The organism is Pseudomonas kribbensis, assembly GCF_003352185.1.
GTDB classification, from domain to species: domain Bacteria; phylum Pseudomonadota; class Gammaproteobacteria; order Pseudomonadales; family Pseudomonadaceae; genus Aquipseudomonas; species Aquipseudomonas kribbensis.
The window spans coordinates 607,448-622,210 of the sequence record NZ_CP029608.1; the positions used below are offsets into that span (position 1 = coordinate 607,448).

12 protein-coding genes are annotated in these 14,763 nt (G+C 62.4%); 8 read left to right on the forward strand and 4 right to left on the reverse strand.

Annotated elements, in window-relative coordinates; genetic code table 11:
• The first annotated feature begins 47 nt into the window (after nt 1-47).
• The 6 genes from DLD99_RS02800 to DLD99_RS02825 all read left to right on the forward strand — a co-directional run bounded on the left by DLD99_RS02800 (nt 48) and on the right by DLD99_RS02825 (nt 7,339).
• On the forward strand, nt 48-656 hold the full coding sequence (locus DLD99_RS02800) for a YqiA/YcfP family alpha/beta fold hydrolase (protein ID WP_085711138.1): 609 nt from the start codon (nt 48-50) through the stop codon (nt 654-656).
• A gap of 51 nt (nt 657-707) precedes the next feature.
• Nucleotides 708-2,615 (forward strand): DNA topoisomerase IV subunit B, encoded by a 1,908-nt coding sequence (gene parE, locus DLD99_RS02805; protein ID WP_114881197.1) that lies wholly within the window; start codon nt 708-710, stop codon nt 2,613-2,615.
• On the forward strand, nt 2,615-3,604 hold the full coding sequence (locus DLD99_RS02810; RefSeq protein WP_114881198.1) for an esterase-like activity of phytase family protein: 990 nt from the start codon (nt 2,615-2,617) through the stop codon (nt 3,602-3,604). The genes parE and DLD99_RS02810 overlap by 1 nt, the downstream gene beginning before the upstream one ends.
• Nucleotides 3,601-4,125 (forward strand): retropepsin-like aspartic protease family protein, encoded by a 525-nt coding sequence (locus DLD99_RS02815; RefSeq protein WP_114881199.1) that lies wholly within the window; start codon nt 3,601-3,603, stop codon nt 4,123-4,125. Before DLD99_RS02810 ends, DLD99_RS02815 begins: the two co-directional genes overlap by 4 nt.
• A gap of 7 nt (nt 4,126-4,132) precedes the next feature.
• Complete coding sequence (parC, locus tag DLD99_RS02820; protein ID WP_114881200.1) at nt 4,133-6,397, forward strand: DNA topoisomerase IV subunit A; 2,265 nt, start codon at nt 4,133-4,135, stop codon at nt 6,395-6,397.
• 231 nt (nt 6,398-6,628) lie between these two features.
• Nucleotides 6,629-7,339 carry a PqiC family protein gene (locus DLD99_RS02825; protein WP_085711143.1) on the forward strand — a complete coding sequence of 237 codons (711 nt, stop codon included), beginning with the start codon at nt 6,629-6,631 and terminating at the stop codon, nt 7,337-7,339.
• 377 nt (nt 7,340-7,716) lie between these two features.
• On the opposite strand, the gene DLD99_RS02830 is transcribed toward DLD99_RS02825, so the two are convergent.
• Nucleotides 7,717-9,228, reverse strand: a complete 1,512-nt coding sequence (locus DLD99_RS02830) for an AhpA/YtjB family protein (protein ID WP_085711144.1) — start codon at nt 9,226-9,228, stop codon at nt 7,717-7,719.
• Between the two features lie 134 nt (nt 9,229-9,362).
• Between DLD99_RS02830 and serB the strand changes: the two genes are divergently transcribed.
• Nucleotides 9,363-10,577, forward strand: coding sequence for a phosphoserine phosphatase SerB (serB, locus tag DLD99_RS02835; RefSeq protein WP_007952163.1), 1,215 nt, complete (start codon nt 9,363-9,365; stop codon nt 10,575-10,577).
• Between the two features lie 40 nt (nt 10,578-10,617).
• On the opposite strand, the gene DLD99_RS02840 is transcribed toward serB, so the two are convergent.
• Nucleotides 10,618-12,372: a molecular chaperone gene (locus tag DLD99_RS02840; RefSeq protein ID WP_114881201.1), complete on the reverse strand. Its 1,755-nt coding sequence runs from the start codon at nt 12,370-12,372 to the stop codon at nt 10,618-10,620.
• 222 nt (nt 12,373-12,594) lie between these two features.
• Between DLD99_RS02840 and DLD99_RS02845 the strand changes: the two genes are divergently transcribed.
• A complete protein-coding gene (locus DLD99_RS02845; RefSeq protein ID WP_085711146.1) occupies nt 12,595-12,996 on the forward strand; it encodes a lectin OAA family protein in 402 nt (133 codons plus the stop codon).
• 60 nt (nt 12,997-13,056) lie between these two features.
• Here DLD99_RS02845 and asd read toward each other — a convergent pair whose 3' ends face one another.
• Both asd and DLD99_RS02855 read right to left on the reverse strand, forming a co-directional pair.
• On the reverse strand, nt 13,057-13,917 hold the full coding sequence (asd, locus tag DLD99_RS02850) for an archaetidylserine decarboxylase (RefSeq protein ID WP_114881202.1): 861 nt from the start codon (nt 13,915-13,917) through the stop codon (nt 13,057-13,059).
• An 18-nt stretch (nt 13,918-13,935) separates the two neighbouring features.
• Nucleotides 13,936-14,751 carry a rhodanese-like domain-containing protein gene (locus tag DLD99_RS02855; RefSeq protein WP_114881203.1) on the reverse strand — a complete coding sequence of 272 codons (816 nt, stop codon included), beginning with the start codon at nt 14,749-14,751 and terminating at the stop codon, nt 13,936-13,938.
• Nucleotides 14,752-14,763: the final 12 nt, after the last annotated feature.

A 14,763-nucleotide genomic window follows, 5' to 3' on the forward strand; every position in this document is an offset into this window, starting at 1 on the left:
ACTCCCTGTAAACTCCGCTTTCTTTAGCCGACACCCAGGGAGCTCAAATGTCCGGTTCGATCCTCTATATCCACGGTTTCAACAGCGCGCCGGCCTCGAAGAAGGCCTGTCAACTGGTCGAGGTGATGGAGCGTCTGGGTTTGAGCGATCAACTGCGTGTCCCGGCGTTGCATCACCACCCCCGTGAAGCCATCGGTCAGCTGGAGCAGGCAATTGCCGAGCTGGGCCGGCCGTTGCTGGTGGGAAGCTCGCTCGGCGGCTACTATGCGACTCATCTGGCCGAACGCCATGGCCTCAAAGCCCTGCTGGTCAACCCGGCCGTCAGTCCGCACCGGATGTTCGACGGATACCTGGGGACGCAAAAAAACCTGTACACCGACGAAACCTGGGAATTGACCCACGACCATGTGACGGCCCTGGCCGAACTGGAAGTGCCGGCACCGCAGGATTCGCAGCGTTATCAGGTGTGGTTGCAGACCGGGGACGAAACCCTGGACTATCGCCACGCCCAGCAGTATTACCGGGCCTGTGCCTTGCGTATTCAGGCCGGCGGCGACCACAGTTTCCAGGGGTTTGCCGGGCAATTGCCGGCGTTGCTGAGTTTTGCCGGCATTGGCGCCGATTTGTTTCAGGCAATCGATTTCACCGCGCTGTGAGCGGTTGCCCCCTTAATTTTCTTATTCACCGAACACTGACGACGAGACCTTATGGCCACTCCCAGCGCTAGCTCCTATAACGCCGACGCCATCGAAGTCCTCTCGGGCCTCGACCCGGTGCGCAAACGCCCCGGCATGTACACCGACACCAGTCGGCCGAACCACCTCGCCCAGGAAGTCATCGACAACAGCGTCGACGAAGCCCTGGCCGGCCACGCCAAATCGATCCAGGTCATCCTCCACGCCGACCACTCGCTGGAAGTCTGCGACGACGGCCGCGGCATGCCGGTCGACATCCACCCGGAAGAGGGCGTGTCGGGCGTTGAGCTGATCCTCACCAAGCTCCATGCGGGCGGCAAGTTTTCCAACAAGAACTACCAGTTCTCCGGCGGTCTGCACGGGGTGGGTATTTCCGTGGTCAACGCCTTGTCGACCCAGGTGCGGGTACGGGTCAAGCGTGACGGCAACGAATACGAAATGACCTTCGCCGACGGCTTCAAGGCCACCGATCTGCAAGTGATCGGCACCGTCGGCAAGCGCAATACCGGGACCAGCGTGTTCTTTGCGCCGGACCCGAAATACTTCGATTCGCCGAAATTCTCCATCAGCCGCCTCAAGCACGTGCTCAAGGCCAAGGCCGTTTTGTGCCCGGGGTTGCTGATCAGCTTCGAAGACAAAGGCACCGGCGAAAAGGTCGAGTGGCATTACGAAGATGGCCTGCGTTCCTACCTGGTAGACGCGGTGAGCGAATTCGAGCGCCTGCCGGACGCGCCGTTCTGCGGCAATCTGGCCGGCACCAAGGAAGCGGTCGAGTGGGCGTTGCTGTGGCTGCCTGAGGGCGGCACCTCGGTCACCGAAAGCTACGTCAACCTGATCCCGACGGAGCAGGGCGGCACTCACGTCAACGGTCTGCGTCAGGGCCTGCTCGACGCGATGCGCGAATTCTGCGAATTCCGCAGCTTGCTGCCGCGCGGCGTGAAGCTGGCGCCGGAAGACGTCTGGGAACGCATCGCCTTCGTGCTGTCGATGAAGATGCAGGAGCCGCAATTCTCCGGCCAGACCAAGGAGCGACTGTCCTCCCGTGAAGCGGCGGCGTTCGTCTCCGGTGTGGTCAAGGACGCGTTCAGCCTGTGGCTCAACGCCAATCCGGAAACCGGTCTGGCGCTGGCGGAGCTGGCGATCAGCAACGCCGGCCGTCGCCTGAAAGCCAGCAAGAAAGTCGAGCGCAAGCGCATCACCCAGGGGCCGGCGCTGCCGGGCAAGCTGGCGGACTGCGCCGGGCAGGACCCGATGCGTTCCGAGCTGTTCCTGGTGGAAGGTGATTCCGCCGGCGGCTCGGCCAAGCAAGCGCGGGATAAAGAGTTCCAGGCGATCCTGCCGTTGCGCGGCAAGATCCTCAACACCTGGGAAGTCGACGGCAGCGAAGTGCTGGCCAGTCAGGAAGTGCACAACATTGCGGTAGCCATCGGTGTCGATCCGGGCGCCGAGGACATGAGCCAGCTGCGCTACGGCAAGATCTGCATCCTCGCCGACGCCGACTCCGACGGTCTGCACATTGCCACCTTGCTCTGCGCCTTGTTCGTCCAGCATTTCCGTCCGCTGGTGGATGCCGGTCACGTCTACGTGGCGATGCCGCCGCTGTACCGCATCGACCTGGGCAAAGAGATCTACTACGCCCTCGACGAAGCCGAGCGCGACGGGATCCTCGACCGACTGGTGGCCGAGAAGAAACGTGGCAAACCGCAGGTCACCCGATTCAAAGGCCTGGGTGAAATGAACCCGCCGCAGCTGCGTGAAACCACCATGGACCCGAACACCCGACGCCTGGTGCAACTGACCCTCGGCGAAGACTTCGCCCAGACCTCGGAAATGATGGACATGCTGCTGGCGAAGAAACGCGCCGGCGACCGCAAGTCCTGGCTCGAATCCAAGGGCAACCTGGCCGAGGTCCTGGCCTGATGCGCTTCGGCTGGGCCCTGGCGGGTGCGTTGCTGCTGGGCTCGATGACGGTGTCGGCCGAGCCCGTGCAGGAACTGCGCGTGCTCTCCGAGCATCCGGTCGAAGGCATGCGCGGCGGCAACCTCTCGGGGCTGGCAATGTGCGGCAACGAGCTGTGGACGGTCTCGGACCGCGACGATGATCAGATCTATCGTCTCGATACCCGCGATCCGGTCTGGCAGGCCACGGCTGTGCGCATCGATCCGCCGCCGGTGCCCGACAGCGGCTTGCCGTGGGGCATCAAATCGCGGACCTGGGCGGCGTCGTTCGTCCGTGGCGGCGATCTGGATTTCGAAGGGATCACCTGCGACAGCGCCGGCAATCGCTACATTGTCAGCGAAGGCCACGCCGCCGTTTTGCAAGTCCCGCCGCAGGGGCCGTCCTCGTGGCTGAAGATTTCGCCGATGATGGTCCGCGAGGCGCGGGCCAGCGGCATGCTGCTGCAATTCAATGCGATCTTCGAAGGCCTGGCGATCAACCCGGCAGGTGATCAGATGTGGCTGGCCGCCGAGCGGCAAAACCGTGGCTTGCTGCTGATCAAGCGTCAGCAGACGGTATGGGACTGTGACGGTCGTTGCGTGTTGCTCAGTGAGGGCGGCATGGAAATGCAGCCGCCACAGTTTCCGAAGGCCAGGCCGGTCAACCGGGACTTTTCCGACCTGTCGTTGTTCAACGGCAAGCTGTTCACCCTTGAGCGCAACGCCTACCAGATCTGCCGTCGCGATCCGCAGACGGCCAAGGTCGAGCGCTGCTGGTCGTATGCCGACGAACTGTTGCAGGGCAACCGTCGCTACGCCCAGAACTTCGGGCTCGAAGAGGCGTTGGTGATTGATGCCGACGGTGCCTGGATCGGCGTCGACAACAACTTCGGCCCTCGCGCCGATGGCGAAGTCCGCCCGATCGTCTGGCGTTTCGCCGCACCCGAGGGTGGCTGGAGTGCCAAGCCTTGAGCCAGCAACCACCGGGCAAACGCGCCGGTCGGGTGTTGATGATTCTGGCCTGGTGCGCGGCGCTGTTTCTGGCCACGCGGTTTTTCGGCCAGTGGGAAGACCGCCAGCGCAATCCCAACGTGGTGGTCAGCTCGGAGCAGGTGGGTGGCGTGATCGAAGTGAAACTGGCGGGTAACGCCCAGGGACATTTCGTCGCCAGCGGACTGATCAACGGCCGGCCGGTGGAGTTCATGCTCGACACCGGCGCGACCGACGTGGCAATCCCGGCCGAGGTCGCGAAAGACCTGAGGCTGGAAGAAGGTTTCGGTGTGACCCTGAGCACGGCCAACGGCCTGAGCCAGGGCTATCGCACCCGTATCGACCGCCTGCAACTGGGCGACATCGTGCTGCGGGATGTCCGCGCACTGGTGGCGCCCGGTCTGCATGGCGACCAGGTGCTGCTCGGTATGAGCGCCCTGAACAAACTTGAATTTACCCAGCGCGGTGGCACCATGCTGCTGCGCCAGACAACGAACCGATGAGGCCCGCATGAGCGACTCCCTTGATCTCAGCCTGGACGGTGTAGAACGCCGGTCGCTGGCTGACTTCACCGAAAATGCCTACCTCAACTACTCCATGTACGTGATCATGGACCGTGCCCTGCCGCATATCGGCGACGGTCTGAAACCGGTACAGCGGCGTATCGTCTACGCCATGAGCGAGCTGGGGCTGGACGCCGATTCCAAGCACAAGAAGTCGGCACGTACCGTCGGCGACGTGCTCGGCAAGTTCCACCCCCACGGCGACTCGGCGTGCTACGAAGCGATGGTGCTGATGGCCCAGCCGTTCAGCTATCGCTACACGCTGGTGGACGGCCAGGGTAACTGGGGTGCGCCGGACGATCCGAAATCCTTCGCCGCCATGCGTTACACCGAAGCGCGGCTGTCGCGTTATTCCGAAGTGCTGCTCAGCGAGCTGGGTCAGGGCACTGCAGACTGGGGCCCGAATTTCGACGGCACCCTGCAGGAACCGCTGGTGTTGCCGGCACGTTTGCCGAATATCCTGCTCAACGGCACCACCGGTATCGCCGTGGGCATGGCCACCGACGTGCCGCCGCACAACCTGCGGGAAGTCGCCACCGCCTGCGTGCGCCTGCTTGATGAACCGAAAGCCACGGTCGAACAGCTCTGCGAACACATTCAGGGCCCGGACTATCCGACCGAAGCGGAAATCATCACCCCGCGCGCCGACCTGCTGAAAATGTACGAAACCGGCAAGGGCTCGGTGCGCATGCGCGCCGTGTACCACGTCGAGGACGGCGACATCATCGTCACCGCGCTGCCGCACCAGGTCTCCGGGGCCAAGGTGCTGGAGCAGATCGCTGCGCTGATGCAGGCCAAACCGTCGAAAGCGCCGCAGATCGCCGACCTGCGCGATGAATCCGACCATGAAAACCCATGCCGCATCGTGATCATCCCGGTCAACAGCCGCGTCGATCACGAAGCGCTGATGCAGCACCTGTTCGCCAGCACCGAGCTGGAGTCGACCTACCGGGTCAACGTCAACATCATCGGTCTGGACGGCAAGCCGCAGCTGAAAAACCTCCGGGCGTTGCTGGTGGAGTGGCTGGAGTTCCGCGTGCTGACCGTGCGTCGCCGCCTGCAATTCCGCCTCGACAAGGTCGAGCGTCGCCTGCACCTGTTGGACGGTTTGCTGATCGCTTACCTCAACCTGGATGAAGTGATCCACATCATCCGCACCGAGGATCAACCGAAAGCCAAACTGATCGAGCGCTTCGCCCTCAGCGAGATCCAGGCCGACTACATCCTCGACACCCGTCTGCGTCAGTTGGCGCGACTGGAAGAGATGAAGCTGCGCGACGAACAGGACGAACTGCTCAAGGAACAAGCCAAGCTGCAAGCACTGTTGAGCAGTGAAGCCAAGCTGAAGAAGCTGGTTCGCAGCGAGCTGTTGAAAGACGCCGAAACCTACGGCGACGACCGTCGGTCGCCAATCGTCGAGCGTGCAGAAGCCAAGGCACTGACCGAGCACGATCTGCTGCCTAACGAGAAAGTCACCGTCGTGCTGTCGGAAAAAGGCTGGATTCGTTCGGCCAAGGGCCATGAGATCGATGCCACCGGCCTGTCGTACAAGGCCGGCGACGGCTTCAAGACGTCGGCGGCGGGGCGTTCCAACCAGTCAGCCGTGGTCATCGACTCCACGGGCCGCAGTTACTCGGTGGCCGCCCATACCTTGCCTTCTGCACGGGGCCAGGGCGAGCCGTTGACCGGTCGTCTGACGCCGCCGCCTGGCGCCACGTTCGAATGCGTGCTGATGCCGGAAGACGACGCGCTGTACGTGATCGCCTCTGACGCCGGTTACGGTTTCGTGGTCAAAGGCGAAGACCTGCAAGCCAAGAACAAGGCCGGCAAGGCCCTGTTGAGCCTGCCGAACAACGCCAAGGTGATCGCGCCGCGTCCGGTGGCCGACCGCGAGCAGAACTGGCTGGCTTCGGTCACGACCGAGGGTCGCCTGCTGATCTTCAAAATCAGCGATCTGCCACAATTAGGGAAGGGCAAAGGCAACAAGATCATCGGTATCTCCGGTGAACGTGTGGCCAGTCGCGAAGAATATGTCACGGACATCGCCGTTCTTCCGGATGGCGCCACTTTGGTGCTGCAGGCCGGAAAACGTACCCTGTCGCTGAAAGCCGACGACCTCGAACACTACAAGGGTGAGCGTGGTCGTCGTGGCAATAAACTGCCACGGGGCTTCCAGCGGGTGGATGCGCTGCTCGTCGAAAACCTCAATTAAGCGGCCAGGGGGCATTCGCACTGATTTCTCCGGCAGAGAAAATGAGTGAGAACGCCTCTCTAGAGCGTCCGATCTTCGATTTAACCCGTAGATCGGCGCTTTGGCGCTGGAGTCGGAACGCATATTCACGGATGATATGGCCTTTCCAAGCGCCGGCGTGGCCGAGCGTTCTTCATATTTTTTGAGTATTTTCACTGTGGTCAGCCTTGTGGCGGCCACCTGGACGGGATGATGACTTCTCTGCGCCCCCTTATTTTCCTGCTCGCCGGCGTTCTTGGCCTGGCGGGTTGCAGCGTTCACCAGCCGGTGTCGCTGTATCAGCTGGACAGCGGAAGTCCGGCTCAGCCTGCGCAAAGCGCGGGCATGGCGGTTTTGCTGGGCCCTGTGACCGTTGCCGATTACCTGCAACGTGAAACCCTGTTGCAGCGTCAGCCGGACGGCAGCCTGCAGGCTGCGGTCGATGGCCGCTGGGCCGGTAGCCTTTCGTCGGATATCGATCAATTGCTGCTGCGTCAGGTTGCCGGTCATCTGGACAGTCAACGCGTAGTGCTGGCACCGGCCACCACCGGGTTCACCCCGGATGTGCAGGTGCTGTTGACCATCACGCGTCTGGACTCCGGTGCCAAGCAACCGGCGATTCTCGACGCGCAGTGGCGCCTGATCGACCGTCGTGGCCAGGTGCGGGACAACCGCATCGTTCACCTGCAAGAACTGCACAGTGGCGGCACGGCTTCGCAGGTTCAGGCCCAGGGCATCCTGTTGCAGCGCCTGGCCGAGCAATTGTCGGTCGCGCTCAAGCCGCTGGCCAACCAGCCACCGGTTGCCGAAGCACCACGCAAACCGGCACCGAAACCGGCCGCGCCGGCGGCGGAAGCCGAGAAACAGCCGAAGATCCCGATGGCTTCGCCGATTCGTACGGATATGGAAGTGTTTCGCTTCTGAGGCTGGATCGAGTCAGGACAGAGCCCGCCTTGTGCGGGCTTTGTCGTTTCTGGATTTCTGGGTAGAAGATCAAAAGCCCCCTCACACTAACCCTCCCGAGGCGTCTGCTGCTATCCATCGACCTGAAAGCTCGAGTCGATTATGGATTTGTGAAATCGTGTTCGGTTGCTTGTCTGGATTATGGATTCGGTCTTGCTCGTTCAGGTCGGTGTAGATCCCGAGCATCCCCCAATCGGTTCCCTCTCCCTCCGGGCGGTCCGACGTTTCGGGAGGGCTAGGGTGAGGGGCTCTTCAAGGCTAGGCGCAATCACGAAAACACCACGCACAAAAAAGCCCGCAGACAATCACTCATCTGCGGGCTTCTTCACATCAAGGCCTCAGGCCCGGCGCTCATGCATCCGCGCCAGTTGCCGCTCGAGCATCGACGGATAAGGCTCCATCAAGCGCTCCACGCAGCAAGCGCCTTCAGGGCTGGCAATCGGCCGGATCCGCGCACGCTGGCGAATCAGCGCGTCGTCACCGATCTTGCGCTCCACCAGCAGCAGGTTGCGGCTGTGTTGCGACAGCGCCAGGGCGTCCTGGGCAGAGTCGGTCAGCAGCAGGTCGATCTGACTCAGGCCGAACAACTCATCGCCGAGAGTCAGGCCCAGTTGCAGCTGCAGGGTGATGCCGCTGTCGGCGACTTCGATCTGCAACTGGTGGCCCAACGCTCGCAGCAGTTCGCCGCAGCAGATGGCGTTGGTCAGGTAATCGTCGCCGCTGTCCTCGGTGTGGAACAGCATCAGCGTGCTGCCGTCGTTCAGGGTTTCGATTTCACCCTGATACAGCGAAGCCGCCTGCTCCAGGCAGTCGCGATAGCGCTCCTGCAATTCTTCCAGGCGTGCCCGTGGCAAACGGCGCAATTGCTCTTGCGAGCCCAGTTGCACGGCCAGCACCGCGGTATGTTGCGGCACGCTCGGGGTTGGCTGGCGAACGGCAGGTTGCGCGGGCTCGTTCAGCGATTCGTCACGCAGATCGGCAAACGGATCCTCGTCATCGTCGTCTTCAACGGTGCTGACCACATGGCGCGGCGCAGGTTTCTGCGCGGCCATCGGGCGGGTTTCGTCAAAGCTCGGATCACGCAGGTTGCGCACTTCGAATTCCGGCTCGACGTCATCGTCCTCGAATTCGGGTTCCGGCTCAGGTTTGGGGGCTGGCTCCGGGGCAAAGTTGGCGTGCAGTTGACGGGCAAGATCGCCGATCTCGTCCTGACGCTCGGTCCCCGGCGTGTATTCGTCGATCCGGCGCAGCCAGACCCGCAGTTGCAGCAGCGGCGTGGAGATGTGCCGGCCCAGACGCAAGCTCAGGGCCAGCGACAGTGCCAGCAGGATCGCACTCAGAATGCCCATGCTCTGCAGGCTGATGGTCATCGGCTGCTGGAACTGGTCCATGTCCAGGCTGATGCGCAGTTGCCCGGCAGTCACGTCCTGGAAGGTGATCTTGCTCTCGTACATGCCCTCGGCTTCGCCCAGCAGGCTGTGCTTGGGCCGCTGACCGGACTCGGCGAGGATGCGGTTGTCCACGCTGTAGATGGCAGCGTGGGCCACCAGCTTGTTCTTGGTCAGGTTGTTGAGCAGCACGTTGAGGCTGAGGATGTCGTTGGACACCAGCAGTTCGGTCGCGGAAGTGGCGGTCTGCGTGGTCAGGCTTTCGCCCAGCGCATCGGCCTGCTCGTGCATGGCCTGCTTGAACTGCAAGCCCATTACGCAGGCATAGATCACCAGGGCCAGGGCGACCAGGATCACGTTATGGCTGGCAATGCGCAATGCAATCGGTACACGGCGGTGGCGCAGTGCACGGAAGATCAGCAGGAAGAAGTTATCGGTTTTTACTGGCGTGGGCCGGTTCACTGAGCTCGGCTCTTTTGTCCGTGAAGTTGACGCGCAGTATAGCGACAGGCCCTAGACCGGCAAAGCGCTGGCGGTGCCCGATGGTCACTGAAAGTGGGTAGAATGCGGTTTTTTTCCAGTTGCGGGGGTGCGCGTTGCGCGAAATCGTCCTGATTAACATCACGGGAGTCGACCGTCCGGGTCTGACGGCGGCCATTACCGGTGTTCTGGCCCAGGGTGGTGTGAATATCCTCGACATCGGTCAGGCGGTGATTCACGACATGCTGTCGTTCGGCATCCTCGTGGAAATCCCCGACTCCGAGCAAGGCAAGTCGGTGCTCAAGGACATCCTGTTCAAGGGCTACGAGCTCGACCAGCAGGTGCGCTTCACCCCGGTGTCCGAAGAGGATTACCAGCAATGGGTGGGCAATCAGGGCAAGAAACGTCACATCGTCACCCTGCTGACCCGCAAGGTCACCGCCGGCCAGTTGCAGGCCGTGAGCTCGATCACCGCCAAATACGGCCTGAACATCGACCATATCGACCGTCTGTCGGGTCGCATGCCGCTGGACACACCGGCCGACAAGGGCAAGGGCTGCATCGAGTTCTCCGTGCGTGGCGAAGCGGCTGATCCACAGGCCCTGCGCGCCGAGTTCCTCAGCGTGGCCCAGGAGCTGAACGTCGACATCGCCTTCCAGGAAGATTCGCTGTTCCGTCGCAACCGTCGCCTGGCGGTGTTCGACATGGACTCGACCCTGATCGAAGCCGAAGTCATCGACGAACTGGCCAAGGCAGCCGGCGTCGGCGATCAGGTTTCGGAAATCACCGAGCGGGCAATGGCCGGCGAGCTGGATTTCCGCGCCAGCTTCAAGGAACGTCTGGCACTGCTCAAGGGGCTGGATGTCAGCGTGCTGGATTCGATCGGCGCTTCCCTGCGTCTGACCGAAGGCGCCGAAACCCTGTTTGCCGAACTCAAGCGTCTGGGCTACAAGACCGCAATCCTGTCCGGCGGCTTCACTTACTTCGCCAAGCAACTGCAGGCCAAACTCGGCATCGACTACGTATTCGCCAACGAACTGGAAGTGGTCGACGGCAAGTGCACTGGCGTTGCGATCGAGCCGATCGTCGATGCCCAGCGCAAGGCCGATCTGCTGAAGCAACTGGCTGAGAAAGAAGGCTTGCGCCTGGAGCAGACCATCGCCGTGGGCGACGGCGCCAACGATTTGCCGATGCTGGCGATTGCCGGTCTGGGCGTGGCGTTCCGCGCCAAGCCGCTGGTCAAGCAGTCGGCGAAGCAGGCGATCTCGACTCTCGGTCTGGATGGTGTGCTGTACCTGCTGGGCTTCCGGGACCGCGACGGGCAGCTCTGAACCCTCGCTCAGGATCGCAGCCTTGGGCTGCGATCCGTGTTCAAAGGGATTTCCACAACGAGTCGAAATCCTCCTCGCTCCCGCCATTCTGCGCGGCTTCCAGCGAGCGATAGGCAAACTGATTGAAACTGTGTGTGCTTGCCACCCGCCGATCCAGCCCGGCGCGGTGTTCTTCGCCCTGGGTGTTGATCAGCACTTTGTTGCCTTCCTGAAACGGCAGTCGCGGCGCCAGTAGCGTTGCGGGCAAGTCGATGGCGCTGATTTCCGGCAACAGCAGACCTCGCAGGTAATGGCTGTGATCGTCCCGGGTGCGCACCAGTTGCAGGCCACAGGGCTGGGCGTGTGGCGCTACCAACTCGATACCCATTTGTGTCCCGGCACCGCGCACCTGGCGGATCCAGCGCACCACGGCAATGCTCCAGCCCTGATTCGTGATGTCCTGGATGCCGACCATTTCCCCGGTCTGCAATTCGGCAGGCACTTCTTTTGGCCACGCCAGGCAGTAACCGCCGGGACTGTGATTGATGACCGGCAAGGCATACGTCGGGTAGTGCGGTGGGCTGTCGGCGTCGCCTTCGTCGTCCGCCAGCGGCTCGTAGCGGATTTCCTCGTAGGGCAGGAATTCGTCGGTTTTGCTCTGCGGCGCGGCATCGAAGGCCTTACTCCAGCTGTCCTTTTCCCCTTGGGCTACCGCACGACTGAAGTTTGCGGCGCGTGAACCGGGATGCTTGAGCAATTCGCTGAACGTGCGTTCGCCACCGAGGTAGAAGTGCAGGGCGCTCATGCCGACGCACACGGTCAGGTTGCCCTGGCCAACGGTGCGCTGGAAGCTGCGCTCGGCGGCTTCACCCCAGGTGGCGTGCAGATGTTGCAGGGTGTCGAGGGTCAGGCCGGACGGCACCGGCAGCGGCGTCGATGTGTCCTGATGCAGCAGGTGGCCCTCGATGGCATTCACCAGTGGTTGCGGATCGAAGCCGAGCAGGCCGGGCTGCTGTTCGCTGCGAAATTTGCTGCGATAACGCGGACCGGCGTCGATCTCCGCAGAAATTGCGAATAACCCTTCGCCTGAGGCGCCGGGATGCAGTTTCAGCCAGGCGCTCCAGGGTTCAAGCACCTGCGCGAGTTGGGCGATCGGGTTCTGGCGCATCTGATTGCAGCGGGCGCTGCCCAGCAGCAGAGCGGCGATATAGGTCTGTTCGACGCTCAATTCACCGGCGAGGCTGGCCAGATCGTCACGGACCCGACGGTGTTGCAACTGCAAGTCGCAGGCACAACGAAACAACTGGTGCAGCTCAAACCACAGCTGCTCTGGCGCCGGGCTGTACAACTGCGTGGCGCGCACCAGTTGCCCTTTCAGCGCATGAACGGCGCGTTGCAGCGTTTCGCTCAGCAGGGCGGCACGGTCTTTCGAGTATTTGGGGGCGATGCGCAGAACGATCTGCTTGTAACCGATGGCCAGCTGACTTTGCAGGGCCTGGCACAGGTTGCTGATCTTGCGTGAGCGTTCGTCGAGCATGATCGCCTGATGCAGAAAGTGCCGCTCAAGGTGCTGGCAGACGAAGTACACCTCGGGCCGCATCAGCTCCAGTAGGTGTAGACGGTTGTCGCTGGGGGTCAGCAGTTGATTGAGTTCGCCGAGGCCCTGATAGAGCTGGCGCGCGGTTTCGCCGATGTTGGCTTTCGGCAGGCCGGCGATCCAGCGCTTGAGATCGCGCGGGGTCGCTTCACAGAAAGACAGGCGCAACTGCGTTGGCGTCGGTGCGCTCAGTTGCGGTTGGAATCGAGGCTCACTCATGCCGTGACCAGCTCCGGCGGCGAATAGGGCAATGCCAAAAACTCTAGCAGTTGTGGTCCGTTTCGCAGGCGTTTGTCAGGCTTTTTTACCGTTGGTCTGCTGGCCTGATGCCATTTCGGCAGGCGCTACTAGGCTCTCTGGCGTGCGATCGGAAACGCACGGTTGCACGGCTTGCCGCCAACGTCGGGCAGGTCTCTGAAAAACTTCAAGGAGATGAGGTTCATGTCTAAATACGCAGTGGCAAACCAATGGGGCGGTAGTTCGGCACCTTGGCATCCGGGTGGAACCTGGGTTCTGGGCGCGCGGGACAACCAGAAAGTCGTTGCCATCGACATCAAGTCCGGCGACGGCGGCAAAACCTTCAACGGCACCATGACCTACGCCGGCGAAGGCCCTATTGGCTTCAAGGCTCAACGCACTGGTCAGAACCAGTACAACGTCGAGAACCAGTGGGGTGGCAACGATGCCCCATGGCATCCAGGTGGCAAATGGGTGATCGGCGGTCGGGATAACCAGAACGTTATCGCGTTGAATGTCACCTCGAGTGACGGCGGGAAAAACCTCAGCGGCACCAATACCTACGCCAACGAAGGGCCGATCGGCTTCCGTGGGCAGATAGAGTAACGGCGCCGTTCAGGTCGTGTCCGCCCCTTCGCAGACGTGCGCAGGGGCGGATCAGCAGGTTCAGGCGTTCGACAGTGCCAGGGCCTGACCCATCTGTACCGGCGAGCCGGCTTTCAGTTCTTCAACCCACTTCACCTGATCCGGCCCGAACAGCACGATCGCGGTCGAACCCAGCTTGAAGCGCCCCAGTTCCGCACCTTTTTCCAGGTGGATCGGCGCACGGGCAACTTCGTCGTAGCGGAAGGTTTTCAGCTCACGCTTCGGCGGCGTCACCAGACCGGCCCACACGGTTTCGATCGAAGCCACGATCATCGCGCCCACCAGCACGACGGCCATCGGCCCGCGCTCGGTGTCGAAGATGCACGCTACGCGCTCGTTGCGGGCGAACAGCTCAGGGACGTTTTCAGCGGTAGTCTGGTTGACCGAGAAGATCCGGCCCGGGATGTAGACCATCTCGCGCAGGGTGCCGGCCAGCGGCATGTGTACGCGGTGGTAATCCTTCGGCGACAGGTAAACGGTGGCGAACTCGCCGCCCATGAACGGCGCGGCATTGGCTGCATCGCCGCCCAGCAGTTCCAGCACGCTGAAGCTGTGGCCCTTGGCCTGGAAGATGCGGCCGTGCTCGATCGGGCCGAGCTGGCTGATCGCACCGTCGGCCGGGCTGAGGATCGCGCCCGGCGTTTGGTCCAGCGGACGTGCGCCGTCTTTCAGCGCGCGGGTGAAGAAGGCGTTGAAGTGCTCGTAAGCGGTCACGTCCTCAACCAGCGCCTGGGACATGTCCACCTGATAACGCTTGGCGAACCAGGTGGTGAAGGCATTTTTGAACCAGCGCACGCGGCACTCGGCGATGCAGCCGGCCAGGCGCGACAGCAAATGGTGAGGCAGCAGGTACTGGCTGATGATAAACAAACGCTCTTTCATGACTGTCCTTAAAAATCCTTAAAGCTCGACGGGGGTGTCGGGGTGGTTGCCCCATTCGCCCCAGGAACCGGCGTAGCCCTTGACCCGCGGATAACCGAGAGCCTTGGCCACCAGATAAGTGAAACCGGACCGGTGATGGGTCTGGCAGTGAGTGATGATTTCTTTGTCCTTGGTGATCCCGAGGTTTTCGAGTATCTGCGGCATGTCGGTACGGATGCGCAACTGGCGCGCCTGATCCATGCCAGCCGTCCATTCGAAATTGACTGCGCCGGGGATGTGTCCACCCTTGGCCGCCAGCACTTTCTCGCCGGAATATTCCAGTGGCCCGCGAGCGTCCCAGATCGCCAGATCAGCAGCACCGAGGCGGCTTTGCAGGTATTCGCGGGTGGCGGTCGGTTCGTCGCGCAGGGTCAGGGCTACAGGGCCGCCGGCGACAGGAGGGACCTGGATCGACATCGGCGAACCTTCCGCCAGCCACGCCGACAGACCGCCGTCGAGGTAGTGGTACTTGTCGTGGCCGATTACGTCGAGCAGCCAGATGAAGCGCCCGGCCCAGCCGCCGCCTTCGTCGTCGTAGACCACGTAGACCGCGTCCTTGTTGTGGCCCAGCTCGCCGAACAGCTCTTCGAGTTTTTCTTTTGTCGGCAGCAGACCCGGAGCCGGTGCCTGGCCCAGCTGGGTGCGCTTCGGGTCGACGAAGCGTGCGCCGGGAATATGACCCTCGGCATAGCGGGCGGCGCTGGTCAGATCCACCAGAATCAGGTTGCGGGCGTCGAGGCGCGGGAGCAGGTCGCTCGGCTCGATCACCAGCGCCAGGCCAGAGAAGTCAGACATGTGAGGTCTCCA

Bases quoted from the DNA above. Each gene is read 5' to 3' on its own strand.
- DLD99_RS02810 (WP_114881198.1), top strand. From the start codon at position 2,615: ATGCGCTTCGGCTGGGCCCTGGCGGGTGCGTTGCTGCTGGGCTCGATG.
- asd (WP_114881202.1), bottom strand. From the start codon at position 13,917: ATGAAAGAGCGTTTGTTTATCATCAGCCAGTACCTGCTGCCTCACCAT.
- DLD99_RS02825 (WP_085711143.1), top strand. From the start codon at position 6,629: ATGACTTCTCTGCGCCCCCTTATTTTCCTGCTCGCCGGCGTTCTTGGC.
- DLD99_RS02845 (WP_085711146.1), top strand. From the start codon at position 12,595: ATGTCTAAATACGCAGTGGCAAACCAATGGGGCGGTAGTTCGGCACCT.
- parE (WP_114881197.1), top strand. From the start codon at position 708: ATGGCCACTCCCAGCGCTAGCTCCTATAACGCCGACGCCATCGAAGTC.
- parC (WP_114881200.1), top strand. From the start codon at position 4,133: ATGAGCGACTCCCTTGATCTCAGCCTGGACGGTGTAGAACGCCGGTCG.
- DLD99_RS02800 (WP_085711138.1), top strand. From the start codon at position 48: ATGTCCGGTTCGATCCTCTATATCCACGGTTTCAACAGCGCGCCGGCC.
- DLD99_RS02855 (WP_114881203.1), bottom strand. From the start codon at position 14,751: ATGTCTGACTTCTCTGGCCTGGCGCTGGTGATCGAGCCGAGCGACCTG.
- DLD99_RS02840 (WP_114881201.1), bottom strand. From the start codon at position 12,372: ATGAGTGAGCCTCGATTCCAACCGCAACTGAGCGCACCGACGCCAACG.